The 18,793-nt window shown below is 66.7% G+C and carries 17 protein-coding genes and 1 tRNA gene; 7 read left to right on the top strand and 11 right to left on the bottom strand.

The window, feature by feature from the left end:
- Window positions 1-65 precede the first annotated feature (65 nt).
- On the bottom strand, window positions 66-1,019 hold the full coding sequence (locus ABH935_RS47435) for an amidohydrolase family protein (RefSeq protein ID WP_370384601.1): 954 nt from the start codon (window positions 1,017-1,019) through the stop codon (window positions 66-68).
- A 203-nt stretch (window positions 1,020-1,222) separates the two neighbouring features.
- On the opposite strand from ABH935_RS47435, the gene ABH935_RS47430 reads away from it, so the two are divergent.
- On the top strand, window positions 1,223-1,639 hold the full coding sequence (locus ABH935_RS47430; protein ID WP_370384600.1) for a YidB family protein: 417 nt from the start codon (window positions 1,223-1,225) through the stop codon (window positions 1,637-1,639).
- Between the two features lie 224 nt (window positions 1,640-1,863).
- Window positions 1,864-1,936: transfer RNA gene (locus tag ABH935_RS47425), tRNA-Ala, on the top strand.
- Window positions 1,937-2,206: 270 nt separating this feature from the next.
- Here ABH935_RS47425 and ABH935_RS47420 read toward each other — a convergent pair.
- Window positions 2,207-2,878, bottom strand: a complete 672-nt coding sequence (locus ABH935_RS47420) for a hypothetical protein (protein WP_370384599.1) — start codon at window positions 2,876-2,878, stop codon at window positions 2,207-2,209.
- A gap of 736 nt (window positions 2,879-3,614) precedes the next feature.
- On the opposite strand from ABH935_RS47420, the gene ABH935_RS47415 reads away from it, so the two are divergent.
- Both ABH935_RS47415 and ABH935_RS47410 read left to right on the top strand, forming a co-directional pair.
- Window positions 3,615-4,142 carry a hypothetical protein gene (locus ABH935_RS47415; protein ID WP_370384598.1) on the top strand — a complete coding sequence of 176 codons (528 nt, stop codon included), beginning with the start codon at window positions 3,615-3,617 and terminating at the stop codon, window positions 4,140-4,142.
- Between the two features lie 36 nt (window positions 4,143-4,178).
- On the top strand, window positions 4,179-5,195 hold the full coding sequence (locus ABH935_RS47410) for a peptidase (RefSeq protein WP_370384597.1): 1,017 nt from the start codon (window positions 4,179-4,181) through the stop codon (window positions 5,193-5,195).
- A 31-nt stretch (window positions 5,196-5,226) separates the two neighbouring features.
- Here ABH935_RS47410 and ABH935_RS47405 read toward each other — a convergent pair whose 3' ends face one another.
- On the bottom strand, window positions 5,227-5,775 hold the full coding sequence (locus ABH935_RS47405; RefSeq protein ID WP_370384596.1) for a hypothetical protein: 549 nt from the start codon (window positions 5,773-5,775) through the stop codon (window positions 5,227-5,229).
- Window positions 5,776-6,690: 915 nt separating this feature from the next.
- On the opposite strand from ABH935_RS47405, the gene ABH935_RS47400 reads away from it, so the two are divergent.
- Window positions 6,691-6,834, top strand: coding sequence for a hypothetical protein (locus ABH935_RS47400; RefSeq protein ID WP_370384595.1), 144 nt, complete (start codon window positions 6,691-6,693; stop codon window positions 6,832-6,834).
- A gap of 230 nt (window positions 6,835-7,064) precedes the next feature.
- On the opposite strand, the gene ABH935_RS47395 is transcribed toward ABH935_RS47400, so the two are convergent.
- From ABH935_RS47395 to ABH935_RS47365, 7 genes are all read right to left on the bottom strand, one after another.
- Entirely contained in the window at window positions 7,065-7,790 is a 726-nt protein-coding gene (locus ABH935_RS47395; RefSeq protein ID WP_370384614.1) for a choice-of-anchor P family protein, read from the bottom strand.
- Between the two features lie 250 nt (window positions 7,791-8,040).
- Window positions 8,041-9,912, bottom strand: coding sequence for a hypothetical protein (locus ABH935_RS47390; protein WP_370384594.1), 1,872 nt, complete (start codon window positions 9,910-9,912; stop codon window positions 8,041-8,043).
- A gap of 104 nt (window positions 9,913-10,016) precedes the next feature.
- Window positions 10,017-10,208, bottom strand: a complete 192-nt coding sequence (locus tag ABH935_RS47385; RefSeq protein ID WP_370348223.1) for a hypothetical protein — start codon at window positions 10,206-10,208, stop codon at window positions 10,017-10,019.
- The gene (locus ABH935_RS47380; protein ID WP_370384593.1) at window positions 10,205-11,866 is read right to left on the bottom strand and encodes a hypothetical protein; all 1,662 of its coding nucleotides are present in this window, start codon (window positions 11,864-11,866) and stop codon (window positions 10,205-10,207) included. The genes ABH935_RS47385 and ABH935_RS47380 overlap by 4 nt, the downstream gene beginning before the upstream one ends.
- Window positions 11,867-11,871: 5 nt before the next feature.
- Window positions 11,872-12,735, bottom strand: a complete 864-nt coding sequence (locus tag ABH935_RS47375) for a septum formation family protein (RefSeq protein ID WP_370384592.1) — start codon at window positions 12,733-12,735, stop codon at window positions 11,872-11,874.
- Window positions 12,732-14,204 (bottom strand): glycosyltransferase family 2 protein, encoded by a 1,473-nt coding sequence (locus tag ABH935_RS47370; RefSeq protein ID WP_370384591.1) that lies wholly within the window; start codon window positions 14,202-14,204, stop codon window positions 12,732-12,734. The genes ABH935_RS47375 and ABH935_RS47370 overlap by 4 nt, the downstream gene beginning before the upstream one ends.
- A 25-nt stretch (window positions 14,205-14,229) precedes the next feature.
- The gene (locus ABH935_RS47365) at window positions 14,230-14,838 is read right to left on the bottom strand and encodes a hypothetical protein (protein ID WP_370384590.1); all 609 of its coding nucleotides are present in this window, start codon (window positions 14,836-14,838) and stop codon (window positions 14,230-14,232) included.
- Window positions 14,839-15,259: 421 nt separating this feature from the next.
- On the opposite strand from ABH935_RS47365, the gene wecB reads away from it, so the two are divergent.
- Both wecB and ABH935_RS47355 read left to right on the top strand, forming a co-directional pair.
- Entirely contained in the window at window positions 15,260-16,378 is a 1,119-nt protein-coding gene (wecB, locus tag ABH935_RS47360; RefSeq protein WP_370384589.1) for a non-hydrolyzing UDP-N-acetylglucosamine 2-epimerase, read from the top strand.
- A 405-nt stretch (window positions 16,379-16,783) separates the two neighbouring features.
- A complete protein-coding gene (locus tag ABH935_RS47355; protein WP_370384588.1) occupies window positions 16,784-17,104 on the top strand; it encodes a DUF3024 domain-containing protein in 321 nt (106 codons plus the stop codon).
- A gap of 27 nt (window positions 17,105-17,131) precedes the next feature.
- Here the strand turns inward: ABH935_RS47355 and ABH935_RS47350 are convergent, their stop codons facing one another.
- Window positions 17,132-18,361: a hypothetical protein gene (locus tag ABH935_RS47350; protein WP_370384587.1), complete on the bottom strand. Its 1,230-nt coding sequence runs from the start codon at window positions 18,359-18,361 to the stop codon at window positions 17,132-17,134.
- Between the last annotated feature and the right edge of the window lie 432 nt (window positions 18,362-18,793).

Raw genomic sequence — 18,793 nt, 5'->3', positions numbered from 1 at the left:
GAGCGAGGCCGAAGCCGATGCGGCCTGAGTCACACGAGTGCGTTTCCCGTCGCCTTTCCTGGCCGCTACTTCGCGATTCCCAGATAGTCCGCCGCATTCGTATCCACGATCACCTTCGCCTGATCATCCGACAATCCCGCCGCGAGGATGAACTCGATGTGGTCCCGCAGCGACGGGCCCTGCTCGAACGGGTAGTCGGTCCCCAACAGCAGGCGCTCGGCGCCGACCACCTCCGCGGTCAGGCGCAGGGCCGCCGGAAGCGGGTTGGCGGTGTCGTAGGCGATGCCGCGCATCAGCTGCCCGGCACTCGGCGCGTCCTTCGGGAGGTACCAGTCCCGGTGCCGATCCAGGCGTTGGATGAGGAACGGCAGGTAGCCACCCATGTGCGGGGCGATGATCCGGATATCGGGGTACTTCACGGTGATCCCGGCCTGGAACAGCTGCAGGATCGCGGTCGAGACCTCCGCCGCGTGGCCGATGACCGGTCCGAGCTTGGAGGACTGCATCAGCGGCGATCCGGCGGAGTCACCGATGGGATGCACGAACAGGACCGCCTTGCGCCGGTTCAGCGCCGCGAAGAGCGGATCGAAGTCGGGGTGGCTGAGCGGCCGGCCCAGGATCGAGGTACCCACCGCGGCCCCCGGCATGCCGTCCTGCTCCATGGCCCGGTTGAGCTCGTCGACGGAGGCCAGGATGTGCGGAAGCGGCAGCGTGGCCAGCGCGCGGAGGCGCTCGGGGTGCCGCGCGACGGTGTGCGCCAGCGCGACGTTCGCACACCTGGCCGCCTCCACCGCCGCCGTCGGGTCGCCGGTGTAGGGGCCCTGCGGACACGTCGAGAGCAGCTGCACGTCCACCCCGACCGCGTCCATCGCCGCCAGCCGCAACCGCACCTCACGCTCACCGTCGCCCCCACCCAGCGCACGCACCCCCTGCGTCCCAGCACCCCTGTCACCCCGCAGATCGTCGAGCAGGTCGAGGTAGAGGGCGGGGAACAGGTGCGCGTGGACATCGACTCTCATGCCGTCAGGCTGGCGCGACGCCCGCCGCGAGGCGTCCCGAGACAGGGCAGCCACCGGCCGTCCGGACGAAGCACCGCACCCCATTGCCCCGAACGGCTGCCTCCGCCAGCACACACCAAGCGCCGGTACCGAAGGCTCATACATGGCCCGCAGACAAGGCCCGGCGCCACCCGGCCCGGGCCCGTTCAGAAAGGCGGAACGCCATGGCCGACACCCCGGACCTGGGCAAACTGTGGAAGCAGCTGACCGACAACGTCGGCGGCGGCATGAGCGAGGCCCTCGACAAGCTGAAGAAGAGCAGCATCGGCGAGCAGGTACAGAGCTGGATCGGCAAGGGCGAGAACAAACCCGTCAACGCCGACCAGGTCACCCAAGCGATCGGCCAGGACCAGATGGAGCAGATCGCCCAACAGGCAGGCACCACCCCCGAACAAGCAGCCCAAACCATGGCCGAAAAGCTCCCCGGCATGGTCGACAAGATGACCCCCGACGGCCAACTCCCCAACCCCCAGTCCATCAGGGACAACGTCGCCGGCGCCGCCCAGAACACGCAGAACGCAGCAACGAGCACAGCCCAAACCGCCATGCCCCGCAGCAACCCCACCCCACCCGCGATGTAACAAGCCACAGGCAACACCCAAAGGCCCCAGCACCACCGAGGCCACGAAGGCACCAAGCACCACCCCACGGCCGGACCCCAACCCCCCGGGGCCCGGCCGCGCCACGCCCAAAACCCGCAGGTAGCGAATCGATTTCCCATCCAGCCGCAGCTCTGGCTAATATAGGCAACGCCCGCCGGGGAGATCAGGAAGATCGATCGGACGATCTCACCGGGGGACCAGATGGGGCTTTAGCTCAGTTGGTAGAGCATTTGTCTGGCAGACAAAAGGTCAGGGGTTCAAGTCCCCTAAGCTCCACATAGTGGGTAGTGGCACCCTCGCGATGAGGGTGCCACTTCGCTGTTCAGGGCGTTGCGCCGCAGGTCGCGGCCGTTTCCCGGCCCCGCCGCCACGAAGACGTTTGTCTCACTGTGGTTCGCTGCCGATCACGCTTTGTCGGTGATCGCGAACTATTCGCGAACTGATCTTGGTGAGACTTCAGGCCCAGCACGTTCCACGGGCGAACCTGACGTCACCGAACTCAGTGAACTTGCCGTGGAATTTCGCGGCGACAGTAGCAGGGGCGGATCAGCGCCCACCAGCCTCTAGTTCTTCACGCGACATGCGGTACACAACGATGTTCGGAGGACGATAGAACTCGATCCCGCCGTCTTCGGTCCGCCGGCACAGCAGAGGTTCCTCCTGAGCAGCCCCGTTGTTCGATCCCGAAGCGAGTGCTTCCTCAACCCGTCGTAGGTCGCGTTCCTCCTGTCCGTCGATGCATTTGGCGTAGACGGACAGCAGGACGTCCACGCTGTGACCGGCCCATTCGGCGACCTGCGGCGCACTGACGCCAGCGTTGAGCCACGTCGAGACGGCGGCATGGCGCAGGTCGTAGGGCCGTTTGCCCAATGGGGAGTCGAACTCATCGGGGGCTAGTACAGCCTTGCGGGCCTTGGACCACAGGTCAGCGAAGGTGGCATACCGGATGGTCTGCCCGTCGGCGCGGACGAACAGGCGGCCGTCAGGCGCGGCGCCGAATTGCGCAAGGTGAGTGCGCAGGCATGCGACCAGTTCGGGGTGTGCAGGAACGCTACGGCTTTCGTGTTTGGCGCGGTGTTTGAGGGTCTTTCGAGGACTGTCGTCGCCGCTGTCGGTCCACGCGCTGCCGACGTAGGGGCTGGATTCCGCGAAACAGAGCCGGCCCCAGCCCGTCTCCGGCAGCAGACAGTCCTGCCTGCGTAAGAGTCCGTTGTTCAACCGAGCATGCTCTTTGAGCTGGGAAAATAGTTCGAGTTTCGGGGCGTGAACGGTGCGTGGGGGCGGTAGGGCCTGCGGTGACGGTTCGGGGTGGGTTCGGCCGGCGAGGCGTGTGATGGTTTCGGTGGATGGTCTGCTGGATGCCCATGAGGTCGCGGTGCGGGCACGAGTGGAGGAACTGCGGGTCCTGCTGGCCGATACCGAATGAGACATCGAGCATGTGGCGTCACGCCATCTCAGGGACCCACCACGAGATCGGGACGGCCGCCACTCTGACACCCACAGGTCACTGAGCAGGTCTGGACCGCGCGAGGCCCGCCACGCGGAACAACCCGATGGCGACGCAACGGCAAGCCTCCGGAAGCGTTGCGTTATGGGCAATGAAGAGGGAAGGCGATGGGATCGTCTGGCGGAGGCTGCCGGAATCGGTGGCGTGGTACCCCCGCCCTAGATGATTGAGTCCAAGGGCTCAGTCATCTAGGCCTCCAGAATCAGGAGGCTACTTCGAGAGCCCACGTGACGACGCCGGCAGGCGACTGCCAACCCTCGAACGGCCCAATCGGACCCGACGAACCCTGATGCCTAAACGCCCGCCGTGACCAGGGATGCAACCCTCTCGAACCGAAGCAACAGTCTCATCTACACACGAATTTCAACGTTTTGCGCATCTTATTCTGTAAAGATTGACATGTAGCGGTTACCTCCGCTGTCACCATGGGTTGGGAAGGTCGAAAGTATGCACAGGAACCGCATTGCCGTACTTGCTGCCGGAGTGGCGATGGTGCTCGGCACCGCGAGTCCGGCGCTGGCGGCCAGCTCCGGCACCACGGTCATCACGTTCACGGTAAGCGCCGGCACATTGGACATCACCGTCCCGGCCGGGCCCGTGTCCATCGGCACCGTGACCCCCAGCACCTCGGCGCAGACGATCGGCCCCACCCCGCTGGGGAACGTCGAGGTGTTGGACAACCGCGGCGGGACCACCGGCTGGACGGCGACCGTGAGCGGGACGAACTTCGTCGGCCCCTCGACCGTCCCCATCGGCGCCGCCAGCTACACCACTCCCACCGCCACGGTCACCGGCACCGCCACGGTGGCCAACACATCGGTCAATCCCCTGACGAACACCGCGAGCAACGTGCAGGTCGCGACTGCCGTCTCCGGAATCAACACCGCGACCTGGAACCCGACCATCACGATCGTCATCCCGGCGAACACGCTGGCCGGAACCTACACCAGCACCCTGACTCACTCGGTCTCCTGACCACGACACCCTGGCACGATAGAGACCTTCGGCGAAGTGCGAAAACTCTTCCCCCACTCGACGCTGGTGGCTGCGACCCTGGTCGCGGCCATCGCCGCGTTCACCCCGACCGCCCACGCCTCGACCCGGGCCGACACCGATGACCCCGCGGGCGGATTCGGCATCCGCCTGCTGGACGTTCCGGTATCGGAAGCGGACAACCCCCGAGCGATGCAATACGTCATCGACCACCTGATGCCTGGTACGACCATCCGCCGGCGGGTCGAGGTGTGGAACAAGTCGGAGTCCAGTCTCCACGTCAAGATGTATCCGGACGCGGCCCACATCGCTGACGGGTCCTTCACCGGCGACGACGGTCACACCGTCAGCGACCTGACCACCTGGACGACGCTGAACGAAGACAGCCTGGACATCCCGCCAGGCGCCCGCGCAGCCGACACCATGACGATCTCGGTGCCGGACGACGCCGCCCCGGGCGAGCGATACGCGGTGATCTGGGCCGAAGTGGACACACCCGGCACCAGCGGCGTCATCCTCGCCAACCGCGTCGGGACCAGGATCTATCTGTCGGTCGGGGGACACAACCCTCCCCCGTCGAACTTCACCGTGGACACTCTCACAGCCCAGCGTGACCTCTCGGGCAAGGCACTGGTGCAGGCCATGGTCCACAACACGGGCGGACGAGCCATCGACCTGTCGGGCGGCCTGACCTTGACCGAGGTCTCGGGCGCGCTGTCAGCCGGACCCTATCCCGCCCGGCTGGGCACCACCCTGGCACCGGGACAATCCGAGCCGGTGACGATCCCCGTGACCGACCCGGTCGGAGCCGGCCCGTGGAAGGCCAAAATCGAGCTGAGGAGCGGACTGCTCGACGAGACCTACCAGGCACAGATCGCCTTCCCGAACTCCGCCGGCTCCGCCGTACCGGCCGCGGCACAGCGGGCACTCCACGGAAGCGGCGACCATCTGACACTCGCCTTGGGCAGCGGTCTGGCCGCAGCACTGCTTGCCGTAGCCGCACTCACCTATCACCGACACAGAAGAAGAGCCTGAACACGCTGGCTGGGCGGTGTTACACCACGTGTCACAACACTGAGTGCGTCAGCGTCCCGGTGTATGTGCCGGCCAGCGCACCGGCCGGCAGGTGAATGATGAGGGTGGGGTTCCACGTCGCGGAATTGGCGACGAGGCCGACCCCACTGAGGCTGTACGCCGTTCTGGACATGCTGAGGCTCTGCGCATTGGCGGCGGTGGCCTGACCGGGGGTGAATCTGCTGAGGATCAAGCCAGTGGTCGCAGTGGCGATCCCCGACCAGTAGGACACGTCGACGTTGGGGATCGTTTGGGCGGGCGTGCCGGTGCCGGTGATGAAGCTGGTGGAGGTCACCGATGCCGTCCACCCCTGGGTGATGATGCCGGACTGCGTGACTTGGACCGCCCCCACGCTTGCGGTGATCGTCCCCCCTGGGGCAGCGCTGCCCAGCGACGCCGCGGCGGGGACCGTGATCGACAGGGGATCGCCGGCATCGACCACGGCTGCCGCGGTGCTCCGCGCGTTCTCAGTGAACGTGGTATGCGTGGTACCGCTATTGGCCGCCGATGCCGGACCGACGATACCCACCGCCGAGAGCACCCCCGCGATCAGTGGGGTGATAAAACTATGTTGGCGCATTCCATATTCCTTACCGAAGTCCGCACAAGCAGCGCTGATCGCCGCGCTTTGCGAAAGCTACCACCCGCCAGATCACCCGAAGCGTCTCGGCACGCCCGAAGCTGAATTCATAGAGCCCCGCCGAGTACGCCCGCGTGGCCCGCCGAAATCGACGGCCTGATCCACCCGCATACACGCAGCTCAGCGATGTATCAGCATTCTGACGAGACCTGCACCTGCGCTTCGATCATTTGCTTCCAGGCACTGGTCGGTGAGGAGCCGCTGAAGCTCAAGCCTCGCGCACGACTGCTGCCTGGCCGAATAACCAAGTTCACACTGAGGGGGCTCGACTGCTGAACTGGTCGCCGACCATCAAGGCGACGACCTGCTGCCTCTTGCGGCCGCAGCGGATCGGCGGAGCATTCGGCACCTACCTCGTCGACGGCACCGTCCACCCGAACTGGGACTGGAGATCGGTTCGGCGACCTGTACGTGGCCAAGGCCTGCCACCCCGGGCATCGAGCCCACCCCACGACGCGGCTCGTCATGGAGCACGCCACCCGCCGGGCCCGCGGCCACGGTGAACTTCCCGATCCGCGACCCCGGCTCCGAGTGTGCCCCCGCCCTCGACGCCGTCATGGCCGATGCCGGCATCCGTACCATGTGTGCAACGCGCGGACCCACGTATGAACGCGATCATGCAGCACTGGATCGGGTCGGCCGCCGGGAACCCCTGAATCGCACGCTGTTCTGGGACCACGCACACCCGCCGCTGATCCTGCACGACCTCAGCGCGCTCACCGTTTCTCAGGTTCCACGGGTTCTGCGATTCGCTCGTCCGACACGCCTGGCCGTCATTGCGGTGACCTTCACAGCGATGACGCCGTTGAGCCGGGCATGTCGCCGAATGCCGTACCGTCGCCGCGCCACGATCACGAGTGGAACGCCGCGCAACTGAATCTGATGCTCCACGGTGCGTTCGGCCGCACGCTGGATGCCACGCCGGTCGAGACGATTGCATGCTTCTCGCATGAAGGCTGAGCCGGGCGATCGCTTGCGGATTCACGGGCCTTGAACGGTTCGACGACAGACATGTCGCGTCTTTCGCTGTGGGTGAACGTCTGCGTCGCTTCCCAACGCTACTGGGGCTCCGTGAGCACGACCTCCGGGGGTGAACGCACGGGCTCCCCTCATCCGTCACCATGGAGATGCGACAAGGGGAGCCGTGTGGAGCACACTCTGCGAGGAGCCTGTTTCGGAGCCGAGCGGTATCAGCAGCCGTCGGTGTCGGTGCCGTTGCGGCGACGCCGGTAGACGACAGCGGTGCCGGCGATGGCCATCGCGCCGAGGCTGAGGCCGACCTGCGGGTTGACCATGGGGACGGCCTGGGTGGGCGGGGCGCCGCCGCACTGGGCGTGGCCGATGATGAGGTTGAGGCCGTTGAGAGCCGGCAGGAGCGTCAGGTGCACGGCGTTGACTGTCAGGACGCCGTTCGCGTCAGTGCTCTGCTCGTTGAGGATGATCGTGCCAAGGCCCGGCACCGACACCGAGGTGTTCGGCGCGGCATTCGCCTGCAGGGTGACCGGGACGAGGCTGTCGACCGTGACGGTTCCGCTGGCGATCACGCCCGAGCCAGTCGCCTTCCCCGGCGCCGCCGGTGCGGTGCACGTGGAGTTGACGCCGGTCACCGACAGGGTGGTCGGCGAGATGGCCGTGGGGATCGGCAGGTTGACGTTGAGGCTGTCCACCGTCGCCGAGGCCGAGGAGGTTCCGGCGGTCACGTCGCCTGCCGTCGTGGCGGTCAGCAGAGCGTTGCTCGCGAAGGGACCGACCGCGATACCGAGCGTGGTCACGGGCCCGGGTCCGGGCGGCCCGGGGAAGTTGGAGTGCGGGGTGGGGGGCACGGCCACCAGGCCGGCGATAGCGTCGGCCGAAACAACATAGGCATCTGCAACCGGAGCAGCCAGAACGGCCTGTGCCGGCCCGACAGTGCACATCAGGGTGCCGAGGCCGAGCGCCGCTACAGCTGAAAGGCGGCGGCCTTTGCGTGAACTCATCGGGGTGGAGCCCTTCTTCTCGTGGGGATGGCCGTGAGGTCCGATCTCAACGATCGCGGGTGCGTGTACCGCATCCGTGCAATGACATGCCGATCATGAAATGTCGTATTGGGAATTCAGGCTGATGGCTCAACCGATCAGTGCACAAGGCGCGCCCCGAGTCGGAACGCGCCTTGTGAGGTCAGCGCCGCTACTTCCCGGCAGCCGACGCCTGTCCGGAGATCTGAGCGGGCCGGCCGCGCAGGAACGGGAAGTCGAACAGGTGGTCGTCCAAGACCTTGTCATCCGGAACGAAGTTGTTCGCGACCGCTCGCTCACGCATCGCGGGCAGGGCGCGCAACAGCTGCGTTCCCAAACCGTGTTTGACATAGACGTTGAGCCAGTAGCCGTCGGCGTAGGGCACTCCCTGGGCGTAGTCGAAGCCGCCGCCCTGCTGCAGACGGGCGAAGACGGGCCCTGAGGAGGTGTCGCCCCACCACATGCCGCCTCTGGCCGGGCCGCCGCCCAGAGTCACGACGGCGGACAGGTCGGCGAGTACTGCGGGAGGGACCGGCTGGTCCAGGAACGGGTCGGCCAGGCCGCCGAGGTCCAGGGAGCGCTGATGTGCGTTCAGGCTGAAGGGAAGCGCTCCGGAGTCCATGACCGCGATCGTTCCGTCCAGGCTCCGGTCCGCGGCGATCGCCGAGCCGAGGGCGTGGTGGGCGTACTCGAGGTGGTAGCGGTACACGGCCCAGCCGACCAGCTCGCCGGCGCTGACGGCGGAGACCGCGGTCATCAGGCCGACCGCGCCGGCGATCAGCGCCGCGGTGCGTCCGGTACTCCAAGCGATGAGGACCGCGAGGAACGCCGCACACGCCCCGACGATGACGGTGGTGCGATGCGCGGTGAAGCTGGATCCGCCCTCCAGCACAGCGACCGCCCCGATCAGCAGCGCGAGCGCCACCCACCGCGCCGAGGCCGGCGGCGCGGCCGTCTTCTCGGCACCGGTGCGCGGCACGAACAGCGGACGGGCCAGCAGCACCACCGCGATGGGGAAGATCAACTGCCAGCGGAACCGGTTGCCGAAGTCCATCTGCAGATTCGAGACCTGATACAGCGTGAAGATGATCAGGGCACTGGTGGCGGCCAGGACCACCGGCGTGGCCTCCCGCGCCGGCGACAGCCGCTGGGGCCGCCCCTGCTCGGAACGGGCGCCGGCGCGGTTGCGCCGCAGCCACTCGGCCAGCACGATCAGCGCGACGAACAACAGGACCTTGAGCTGTAGGTCATGGAAGATCTTGACAGTGGAGGCGACCACGCTGGTCTGGTCCGCGGTCTTGAGATAGAATGGGTTGGGGAAGAACTTGCCGAAGTACTCGGCCCGAGCCAGCCAGTAGACACCGAGTCCGGCGACGACAGCAGAGGCGTTGACGAGGTCGTCGCGGCGACGGCTGAGGTAGTAGGTCCAGAACTCCGCCACGGCGGCGAACAGGATCCCCTCCGGACGGCTGAACGCGACCGCGACGGCGAGCAGATGACCGGTCCGGTCCAGACGCCCGCGTAGGTACAGGCGGCCGAACAGGGCGCTGATACCCAAGGCGAAGGAGGTCGTCTCCAGCCCGTCGAGCAGGTGCACGAAGAACAACGGGTTCACCAGGGCGAACCCGGCCAGGACGAGGCGTTGCATGCGCGGGACGGCCAGGCGGGAGACGACGCGGAGGTAGGCCGCGCCGATGCCCAGGGCGAGGATCTTGAAGAAGAGCTCGGTCGAGAAACCGAGCAGGGCCGGAATGAAGGACAGCGCCGCGTACAGCGGGTTGCTGTACGCCTCGACCTTGTCCTGCGACGTCGGGTTCCAGTTCCAGTGGCCGCGCGTCAGGCTCACGCCATAGCGCCAGGAGATGAAGGCGTCGTCGACCGTGAACCGGATCAGCAGGAACACAAGGACCGCGGCGCACGCCGCCATCCCGATGTATGCCGCCGTGTAGCCGGCGTCACGCGGCGCGATCTCCGACGTCGGTTCGCTCCGCGACGCCGAATCCACGGCGACGGCGGGGGGATCGACGTCGTGAAGTGTTGTCATGCACAGATCGTGACACGATTTGCTGTGCTATCAGGACATTGGCCGCGAAAACACCGATATATGTGGTTTGTTCAAGATCTCAATGCCCCTATGATCCGCGGCACTCACCGATTGCCGGGGGCTGTGGTCGGGCATCCGTCGGCGGTCGAGGCTCCGGCTCCGCTCGGCGCGCACTGCACGACGCCGTCCGGAGCCGCAGGATGACCACCGGCGAAGACGCCGATGGCGACGCCGATCAACGTGGCGAGCACCGCCGCGGACACCGCGACCCGGCCGAGGACGGCGACCCGGCTCACGGCATCTCCTCCGCTTCTGGATCCACCGCTGTGCTGTCCACTGCTGTGCTATCCAACGCGGCCAGCCCGGCCAACAGCAGTGGGCCGAGGAGCATCGTTCCGTAGAGCACGAAGACCATGTGCTTCTCCAGATCGCTTTCCCCTTCGGACAGCATGACGGCCCAGAACTGCGCGACAGTCGCGGCGGCGAACGCGGCCAGCGTCACGCCTACTCCACGGGCCGCCACGCTCAGGGTGCGCCGCCGAAACAGGAACACTCCGCCGACCAGCCCCGCGCCCCACAGCCCGGGGATCACGACCCAGCGGAACGGCTCGGCCAGAGTGAACACAGCCGAGGACACGCACACCCTGCATTCCTGTGCGTAGGGCGGCTTTCCCGCGGTGATCGGGTAGTTGCCCAAGTAGGAGGGGCGGGTGGCGGTCACACCGACCAGCCCACGGTCTGCGACGCCCAGGAGCCTGACCGGGTGGCCCACGTAAAAGCCGAGGACCTTTCCCAGCGATGCCTTCGCGACGAACTGGGGATAGTCCGGCAGGTTGGCGGCGGACTCGGGGTCGACGATCGAGGTTCCCGCCGCCGATGCCAGCGACTCGTCGAGGCCCAGCGCGCGCAGATCCGCCTTCGGATTCGGGCTGTGCCCCAGGATCTCCCGGAAGACGGCGTCGTAGACGACGATCTCGTGGAACCAGCGTGGCTGCACCTGTTGGAACGACAGTGTGCCGAACGAAAGGACGGCGCAGGCCGCCATCGCCGGACCCCGAACGGCCAATGCGCTGCCGACGCGGTTGCCGGCGGCTGCGAGCCGGTCGCGTGAGGCGGACGGACGCATCAGCAGGATCGGTACGACGACGATCAGCAGGCTCGCCATCTGCGTCTTGGCACCGATGGTCCATGCCGTGAGCACCGTGACGATCAGGATGTCGGCACCGCGGTAGCGCGCCTGGCTGAGCAGACGGAGAAGCGCCGGGATCAGGAGCAGCATTCCGATCAGGGCGGCGGGCTCGCTGAACGGGGAGTTGAAGTACGGCGCGATCGCGCTGTCGCAGGTGGCCAGCCCGATTCCGGACGCGATCAGGATCCGCAGCCACTTCGGACCGACGAGTTCGTGAACGGTCCACGCGATCCCCGCGGCGAAGACAGCGGTGAACACGATCCCCAGCATCCGCAGGTCCAGAGCACCGGGCAGACCGAACAGACCGGTGAGCCACTTGGTGGCCCACAGCGGGACGATCTCAGTGGACAGATATCCCTGCCCGCTGCCTCCGGCCGAGCAGGCCTCGCCGTACCAGGTGTAGGAGTCATAGCGAGGCGTCGTATAGGCCCACAACGCCTGGGTGACCGGCAGCGGATGCGGTGCCACGCCGAGTTGGCACAGCAGACGGTGGCCGTCGAAATTGTCGGCGAACCCGACGGCTCCGCCAGCGTAGAGCCGGACCAGCATCACCAGCGCCCACACCAGGCCGGTAGCCAATGCGCAGTGCTGCTGTGCAACGCTTGTGACGATTCTCTTGGCGGTGTTCACCGCGGCAACGACCATCGCCTCAACGTCGGGCGCGTCGGGCGCGTCAGGCCTGTCGGGCGCGTCCGACGCCACCGCTGCGACACCGGCCGCAGCCTCGGGCAGGACGGCCTCGTCCGGGACAACCACGGTATCCATCCCACTCACGGCGTCACCGAGCCGAGCGTGCGCAGTGTCCCGGTCGCCAGTCGGTCCTTGTCCTTCGGACCGATCCAGCAGAACCCTGAGACGGCGCCGGCGTGCGGCCCGTCCCCCGGCGGGGGTTCGGGGTAGAGCACCAAGTCCGGACGATTGGTGAGCGCGGTACCCAGGTACGTCGCCACAGGGGAGACGCATGCGGCAGCGACCTTGGCCACCTTCGTCTTGCGATCGGCCTTCAACTCCGTCGCGGTGAACTTGACGTACGGATACACCAGCTCCCAGTTGTGCGGCTGGTCACAGGTGAGCTCGACATCCCCGAAGGAGCAGACCCGGAACCTGGCGCCGGCCGCCCGGCGCAGGATCTGCTTCAACGGCATGGCGACCGATGCGACCGACGCCGTGGTCCGGGGCCCGACGAGTGCGTCGCAGCGCACCTCGCGGATTCCGGCGCGCCACTCGTCGTCGCTCGGCAGAATCTGCAGCGGGACGATGTCGCGGAAGATGTCGACGTCGGTCGCGCCGAGGTAGGCGCCCAAGTCGGACCACTTGCACGCCCCGGCCACCGCGTGCTGGAGCCACAGCGGGCTGGGCCGCTGCTCGGGGGCGGCGACGGCGCCGGTGATCGGCACCACCGCGTACGTCTCGCTCTGATGCTCGGACTGGCAGGGCACAGCCGGAGACGTGTCCGACAGCATCATCGGGTCGGTCTGGACCGGCTGGTCCAGCCGGTGGCAAGAGCCGACGTCCCAGACCGTGGTGAACGTACCGACGCCCATGCCGGCGTGTTCGAAGATCGGAGAAGAGGCACAGCCACCGAGTCCGGCGGTCAGCACGGCCGCGGCCAGCATCGCCATCGCGCGCGTCATCGGGCGATCGCGTCCGAAGTCTGGGCGTCCTGAGTCTGGGCAACCTGAGTCTGGGCAACCTGAGTTCGGGCGTCCTGAGTCTGGGCGTCCTGAGTCTGGGCGTCCCGCGAAGCCTGGGCGGAACGGGGAGTCGGGAGTGCCAACTCCGCATTGCGCCGGGTCTTGGGCCAGGCGGTGCGCCCGGTGACTAGACGGGCGAAGGCACGCCAGGCGATCGCGTAGCTCAGCCAGGCATAGCCGACCAGCCCGACGCCGATCGCCCAGGCCTGGCGGCCGCTGAGCCCGCGCTCGCAGCGCCGGCGATAGACCCAGGCCCAGATCGCGAACTCACCGAACCCGATCACGAAGTACAACGCCAGCATCGCCGCGCCGCCGTCCCGCAGGAACGTCTCCATGAAGGCCGGGTAGCGCGCCGCGTTGGAGAACAACACGATCAACGGCGCCGGGTAGGCGACCGTGCCGATGATCTGTAACCAGGGCTGCGCCATGAAGTAGGTGACTTCCAGGAGCCCTGCGTTGGAGAACTGCGGAGACTGCCAGATCTGCGGCAGGTACCGGACGCACTGCATCGAGCCCTGGGCCCACCGGGTGCGCTGGACCAGCAGCGCGCGAAGGCTCCACAGCGCCTCCTGCTCCACCCAGGCGTCCGTGGTGTACGCGATCCGCCACCCGGCCAGCATCAGCCGCAGCCCGATCTCGTAGTCCTCCAACAGGGCGTTGCCCCACGGCGCACCGGCTTCCTGTGCAGCGGAGTCCAACGCCGACAGACGAACGAGTTGGCCGTTGCCACCCAGGTTCACCGTCGCCGACCGTTCACGGAGGATCTGCATGGCGGAGATCGGGCCGCGGAACTCCACATCCTGCAACCGCGCCAGCAGCATGGCCGACAGGTTGCTGACGATTCCCTTGCCGGGCAGCGGATGGCGCCGGTCGCGGTTGGACATGCGCACTTCGACTTGCGCCGCACCGTAACGGCGGTCGGCGAACACCGCGCTACCGGCACAGACCTCGAACAAGTTCGCCGAGGGACGGCCGTCGGCATCGACCACGCACACCAGCACCCTGTCTCGGTCGGCATCGGTCGCCATCGTCCGGCACAGCTCCCGGTAGGCGGCATTGAGGGCATCGCCCTTCCCGGTGCGCGCTTCCGGCATGGTCCGACGCACCAGGCGCACAGCGGCGTCATCGCGACCCAGCTCCTCCACGATGGACGCGGTGGCGTCCTGCGAAGCGTCATCGATGACCCAGAGCACCGCCGACGGGAACGTCCCCCGGAGGTAGGCCACCGTGTCGGCGATAACGGCTGCTTCGTCGCGACACGGGACCAGGAAGTGCCACTGATAATGCGCGGGATCACCGGGCGATCCCGGCGAGCGGTGCAGAAAGCTGAACACCAGCGCGATGACGTACCACAAGAAGGAGAATCCGAAGACCAGGGAGAGGACGACACAGAGTTCGAGCGGATCCATTATGTGGTGAAGATACCCTTCGAGATCAAGACCGCGATCGCCGATCCCGGCCGACACGAGGTCGCCATTCCCGCGAAACAATCAGGTAATAGACAGCCGAAGCTGCCGCCATGCCCACCAAAGTGAGAATCGAACCGAACAAGGTGTGACCCCAGCCGAAGCCGGTCTGAACACCCCACCAGACCATCAGGCCGGCGATCATCACCAGCCGCAGCAGATTGACGGCGATGAAGACCACTGCCGCGGCCGCAGCCGCGAAACCCAGCTTGACCAACGGCCTGGCGCTGTACGCGGCCATGATCCCGGTGATCATCAGCATGGGGGCCAGCAAGAACACGCTGCTGCACCCCAGCGACACGTTCAAGCCCAGCATGTGCTTCGTGCCACCGGTCTGGAAGGCGAAGAAGAACGTCTGCCGGTCGGTGACTGCGACAGCCGAGAATCCCAGCAGCTGGTGGACCGCACCGGCGGCAAGTCTCGACTCGAAGCCCCGGTAGCCCGCTTCGGCGACGATCAGCAGCGCCGCCGAACCACACATCAGCCCGGCGAACAGCCACCGGACCACGTGGCGGGCACGCGCCGGGGGCAGTGCGGCTCGCAGCGCACCATCCCCAGCGAGGAAGTCGGCGGACATCCGCCTAACGGCCCGACCGCTTCAGAACCATCGTGGAGCGGACCAAGCACGCACCGGCGACGACCGCCCCCACAGCGAAGCCCACGATGACGGCGATGTTCGGAGCTCCCGTCGCCGCCAGGGCGCCCATTCCGCCCGCTCCCCCGATTGCTCCAACGTGAGCACTCATTCCGAATTCTCCTCATCCGTGGTCGACCTGCCTCAGATTAGCCACTCGGCATCCCGATACCGCCGCCCAACACGCCACGGAATAAGCCACGAATCCCACTGGTCAGAATCGCCCTTCGCGGTAATACAAAGTACCTACTAGGCCGACAGGGCCAATTTCCCGGAGAACCGCGTTGAGGATTTCGGCGACACGCACCCGACCCCACACAGTGGCATCGCCCAAAGTGATCGACGCGAGAAACGGATGGTGGACATGGCTGCGGGTTCGAATTCTCTGACCGGGACGGCGGTACTGGTCCTGGGAACTCGGCCGGAGATCGTGAAACTGGCCCCCGTCGCGCGCCACCTCCCTGATCGCGTCCGCGTCGTCCACACCGGCCAGCACTATGACCACGACATGTCGGACATCTTCTTCGACGAGTGCGAACTGCGCCGTCCCGAAACGACTCTCGCCATCGGGGGCAAGCCCCGCGGTGCACAGATCGGCCTGGCCGTGCAAGCCCTCGACGAGTTGTTCGGCGCGCAGCGGCCCGCGGTCGTGCTGGTCCAAGGCGACACCAATTCAGTGGTCGCCGGCGCACTGGCCGCCAACGCCCACGACATCCCCCTCATCCACGTCGAGGCCGGACTGCGCAGCCGCGACCGCCGCATGCCCGAGGAGCACAACCGGATCATCGCCGACCACCTGGCGACCGTTCTGTGCGCAGCCACCGAGCTCAACGTGGAGAACCTGAGGGCCGAAGGCATCCCCGCCGACCGCATCGCCCTGACGGGGAACACCATCGTCGACGCTGTGAACCAGGCGCTGCCCGCCGAAGGACAGCGTGCGAAGGTACTCGCCGAACACGGACTTCAGGCCGACCGGTTCGTCCTGGCCACCATCCACCGACCGGAGAACACCGACGATCCGGCCATCCTGACCACCGTCATCTCCGAGTTGGCAGCCCTGACGACAGCCGGATGGCCGGTACTCTTCCCCGCTCATCCCCGCACACGCGCCGCCCTGTACGCGGCCGACTGCCAGCACCTGCTGGCGGGCCTCATCGTCACCGAGCCGCTTGGCTACGCCGAGTTCCTGGCGCTGGCCGCCGAAGCGGCATTGGTCGTCTCAGACTCCGGCGGGGTACAGGAGGAAGTCACCGTCCTGAAAAGACCGCTCATCGTCGTACGACGCTCGACCGAACGTCCAGAAGCGCTGCGCGACTTCGCCAGGCTCATGCCGCCGGGAACGCCCATCGCCGACGAAGCCCTCACGATGCTCGCTTCCGCGTCATCGGAGCTGCAGCGCCTGTCCGTTCTGGAGTCTCCGTTCGGCGACGCACACGCAGGGGCTCATATCGCGCGCATAGTCGAACGGTTCTTGCGCGCCTAGCTCTGACGAATACGAAGGCGCTACATCTCAGGATCTTGATCGCGATAAGTGGAACCTGGCGCCTCACACCCCACTCCGCTACAGAGTGACCTGGAAATTCGACCAGCGAAACAGCACCGTTTCACGCGAGCCATACGCGAACCGATCTTGGCTCTTTGCTTCCCGCTGAACGTAAACGACCAGGTCAGGACCTCAGTTTTGTGCCTACAGGTTAACGCCCCTAAGCTCTACGCAGTGGTATGAATCAGCTCGTTCCGGATATCTCCGGAACGAGCTGATTCGTTTGATCCGGGCCGGCGTAGCTCGCAGGGGACTGGAGAGCCGTCCACTGTGGGAGCGCCGCTGCTGCCGCGACTGGTTCGGCGGCATCCGCGTTTACGGCACCGAGCCACATATATTGAGGCTATGACGGTCTCGCAGCCCGACTTGGACCGTGTCGCGGCCTGGTGTGAGCAGCAGGTACCTGTCCGTGTCCGCGACCAGGTTGCCTTCGGCTACACAACGCGAGGAGCGTCCATCACGCTCCTTGAGCGGCGCGCGCCGTGGGACGGAGTGGGCGGTTGGACAGCCCGGCCGTTTGCCCAATTGCGCCATGTCGGCTCGGCTTGGCGGCTGTACTGGCCCGATCGCAATACTCGGTGGCACCTTCGTGAGGAGTTTCCCGCTGCGCGTGACATCCAGACCCTCCTCGATATCGTCGCGGACCCGCGCTCCGGCTTTGAGTGATCCGCGATCAGCCCACGGGTGTGGGACTCACTCCCGGATCTGCGCCGTCGGGTTCCCGATGTGATCTCTCAGATCGGTATCGGGAGTCACCACGCTGTCGGCGTACGCCCGGACTCGGGCGGCCGCGGTATCCGGAAAGCCGACTCGATCGGTCAACCAGGCCGCCAGGTCTGGGATGATTCGCAGGAGAACGTCGGCGAAGTCGGCGTTGTAGAGGTCGCGGATGCCGACGGCTGTCAAGGCGATCCGGTGCGGTGAGCAGGTGTAGGCGAACTCTGGGAATTCTTCGCTGAGCCAGGTGAAGGCAAGCTCACGGTAGACCTCCGCTTCCGTGAGCGGTTCGTCTTCGGCTGGGAAGTCCTCCGGCACCACGCTTCGACCGGGCCGATGTTCGGCGCGCCAGGCCATGAACTCGGCAATCCAGGCGTCCTTGTCGACCTCCTGTTCCGGCAGAACCGTCGCGGTGGACATGCCGCCGGCCAGATGCTCCGAGCGGCACAGTTCCTGTGCCGGCCGGCGGCACCGGTGGAATTCCGCGTACTGCGGTTCCGACTCCCCTCCGGGACGGAATATGGAGGACGGCCCTGGGAGAATCCGTTCCGCCAGCTGGGCGTCGGACACTGGTTCGAGCTGGGCTCCGCTCGTGGCGTCCAGCCCGACCGCCGAGCGCCACGCGGCGAACGCCTGCTCGGCATCTCGGAAGTACCCGGCTCCGACGGTGTAGGACTCGCCACCGCACACGTCGATGTCCCACAGATACCAGCGGTCGGTGCCGTCAGCTGCCGCGAACGGAGCGGTTATGGCGAACCTGGTGCCGAAGACGTCCCGGCACCATTGCGCCGCCGCGGTCGGCGCCGCAACGATCGAGCCCTCGGGAAACGAAGCGACCGCGGTCCGCAGATCCTCGACGGTTCCGGCGGGGATCCGAGCATCCGGGTGCGGGACGATCCTGGCCAACGCCACCAGCAGGCGCCACGTGCCGTCGCGGTCGCTCGGCTCGTCGGTGGCAGCGACGGCTTTGACCGCCGCCAGGCAGGTCGCATCGGTGATTGCGTCGAGGAGTTGGTCCGGGTTGTAGGCGTCGAGAATCTCTGCTTCGCCGGATTCTCGTCGCGCGTCGGTCGAAGCGTCTTGGGCGGCTAATGCCCGGCCCAGACGGCGGCACAACTCGTCCTCGATCCATGACACCGTCTGGTCGGCAGCCGCCAGATCCGCGATGATCGGTTTGGCATCTACTTTCGCGTGCCCTGTCCGCACCCGGTCGAGCTGCTGCCGATACTCCGCGAACGGATTCGTTGAGTGCGGCCACGCAGATCTGGCGGCGTGCTCCTGCCGTATCTCTTCCTCCTCGAGGCGCCGAACGGCTGGGTTCCCCGAACGGCTCGCGCGGCTGGCCGGACGTTTGGGCTTCTTCTTGCGAGGTTTGGAAGCGGGCACGCCCTGATTCTAAGAAGTCGTCACCCACCGGCGTGGGGATTCGGTTCACCAGCCCAACCGCGATCACGGCGATCGCGGTTTCGTCGGGGATGGCTGCGCGGGCCTTGGCTCTGCCTTGCAACTCCACAGATCGACAACGGAAGACGGCATCGATGCAAGGGTCGATGGAGGTCGGAATACGACGCAGCGCACGATGCGGCTCGCGCCGCTGAGGACATTCGATCCGGCGCCATCCCATCAGGAGCGTTGGCC

It is taken from the genome of Catenulispora sp. GAS73, from assembly GCF_041262085.1.
GTDB lineage: Bacteria > Actinomycetota > Actinomycetes > Streptomycetales > Catenulisporaceae > Catenulispora.
The sequence above is the reverse complement of the archived record's forward strand: the minus strand, read 5'-3'. Positions and strand labels throughout refer to the sequence as shown.

Bases quoted from the DNA above. Each gene is read 5' to 3' on its own strand.
- ABH935_RS47435 (WP_370384601.1), bottom strand. From the start codon at position 1,019: ATGAGAGTCGATGTCCACGCGCACCTGTTCCCCGCCCTCTACCTCGAC.
- ABH935_RS47430 (WP_370384600.1), top strand. From the start codon at position 1,223: ATGGCCGACACCCCGGACCTGGGCAAACTGTGGAAGCAGCTGACCGAC.
- ABH935_RS47415 (WP_370384598.1), top strand. From the start codon at position 3,615: ATGCACAGGAACCGCATTGCCGTACTTGCTGCCGGAGTGGCGATGGTG.
- ABH935_RS47400 (WP_370384595.1), top strand. From the start codon at position 6,691: ATGTCGCCGAATGCCGTACCGTCGCCGCGCCACGATCACGAGTGGAAC.
- ABH935_RS47395 (WP_370384614.1), bottom strand. From the start codon at position 7,790: ATGTGCACTGTCGGGCCGGCACAGGCCGTTCTGGCTGCTCCGGTTGCA.
- ABH935_RS47390 (WP_370384594.1), bottom strand. From the start codon at position 9,912: ATGACAACACTTCACGACGTCGATCCCCCCGCCGTCGCCGTGGATTCG.
- ABH935_RS47380 (WP_370384593.1), bottom strand. From the start codon at position 11,866: ATGGATACCGTGGTTGTCCCGGACGAGGCCGTCCTGCCCGAGGCTGCG.
- ABH935_RS47375 (WP_370384592.1), bottom strand. From the start codon at position 12,735: ATGACGCGCGCGATGGCGATGCTGGCCGCGGCCGTGCTGACCGCCGGA.
- ABH935_RS47370 (WP_370384591.1), bottom strand. From the start codon at position 14,204: ATGGATCCGCTCGAACTCTGTGTCGTCCTCTCCCTGGTCTTCGGATTC.
- ABH935_RS47365 (WP_370384590.1), bottom strand. From the start codon at position 14,838: ATGTCCGCCGACTTCCTCGCTGGGGATGGTGCGCTGCGAGCCGCACTG.
- wecB (WP_370384589.1), top strand. From the start codon at position 15,260: ATGGCTGCGGGTTCGAATTCTCTGACCGGGACGGCGGTACTGGTCCTG.
- ABH935_RS47355 (WP_370384588.1), top strand. From the start codon at position 16,784: ATGACGGTCTCGCAGCCCGACTTGGACCGTGTCGCGGCCTGGTGTGAG.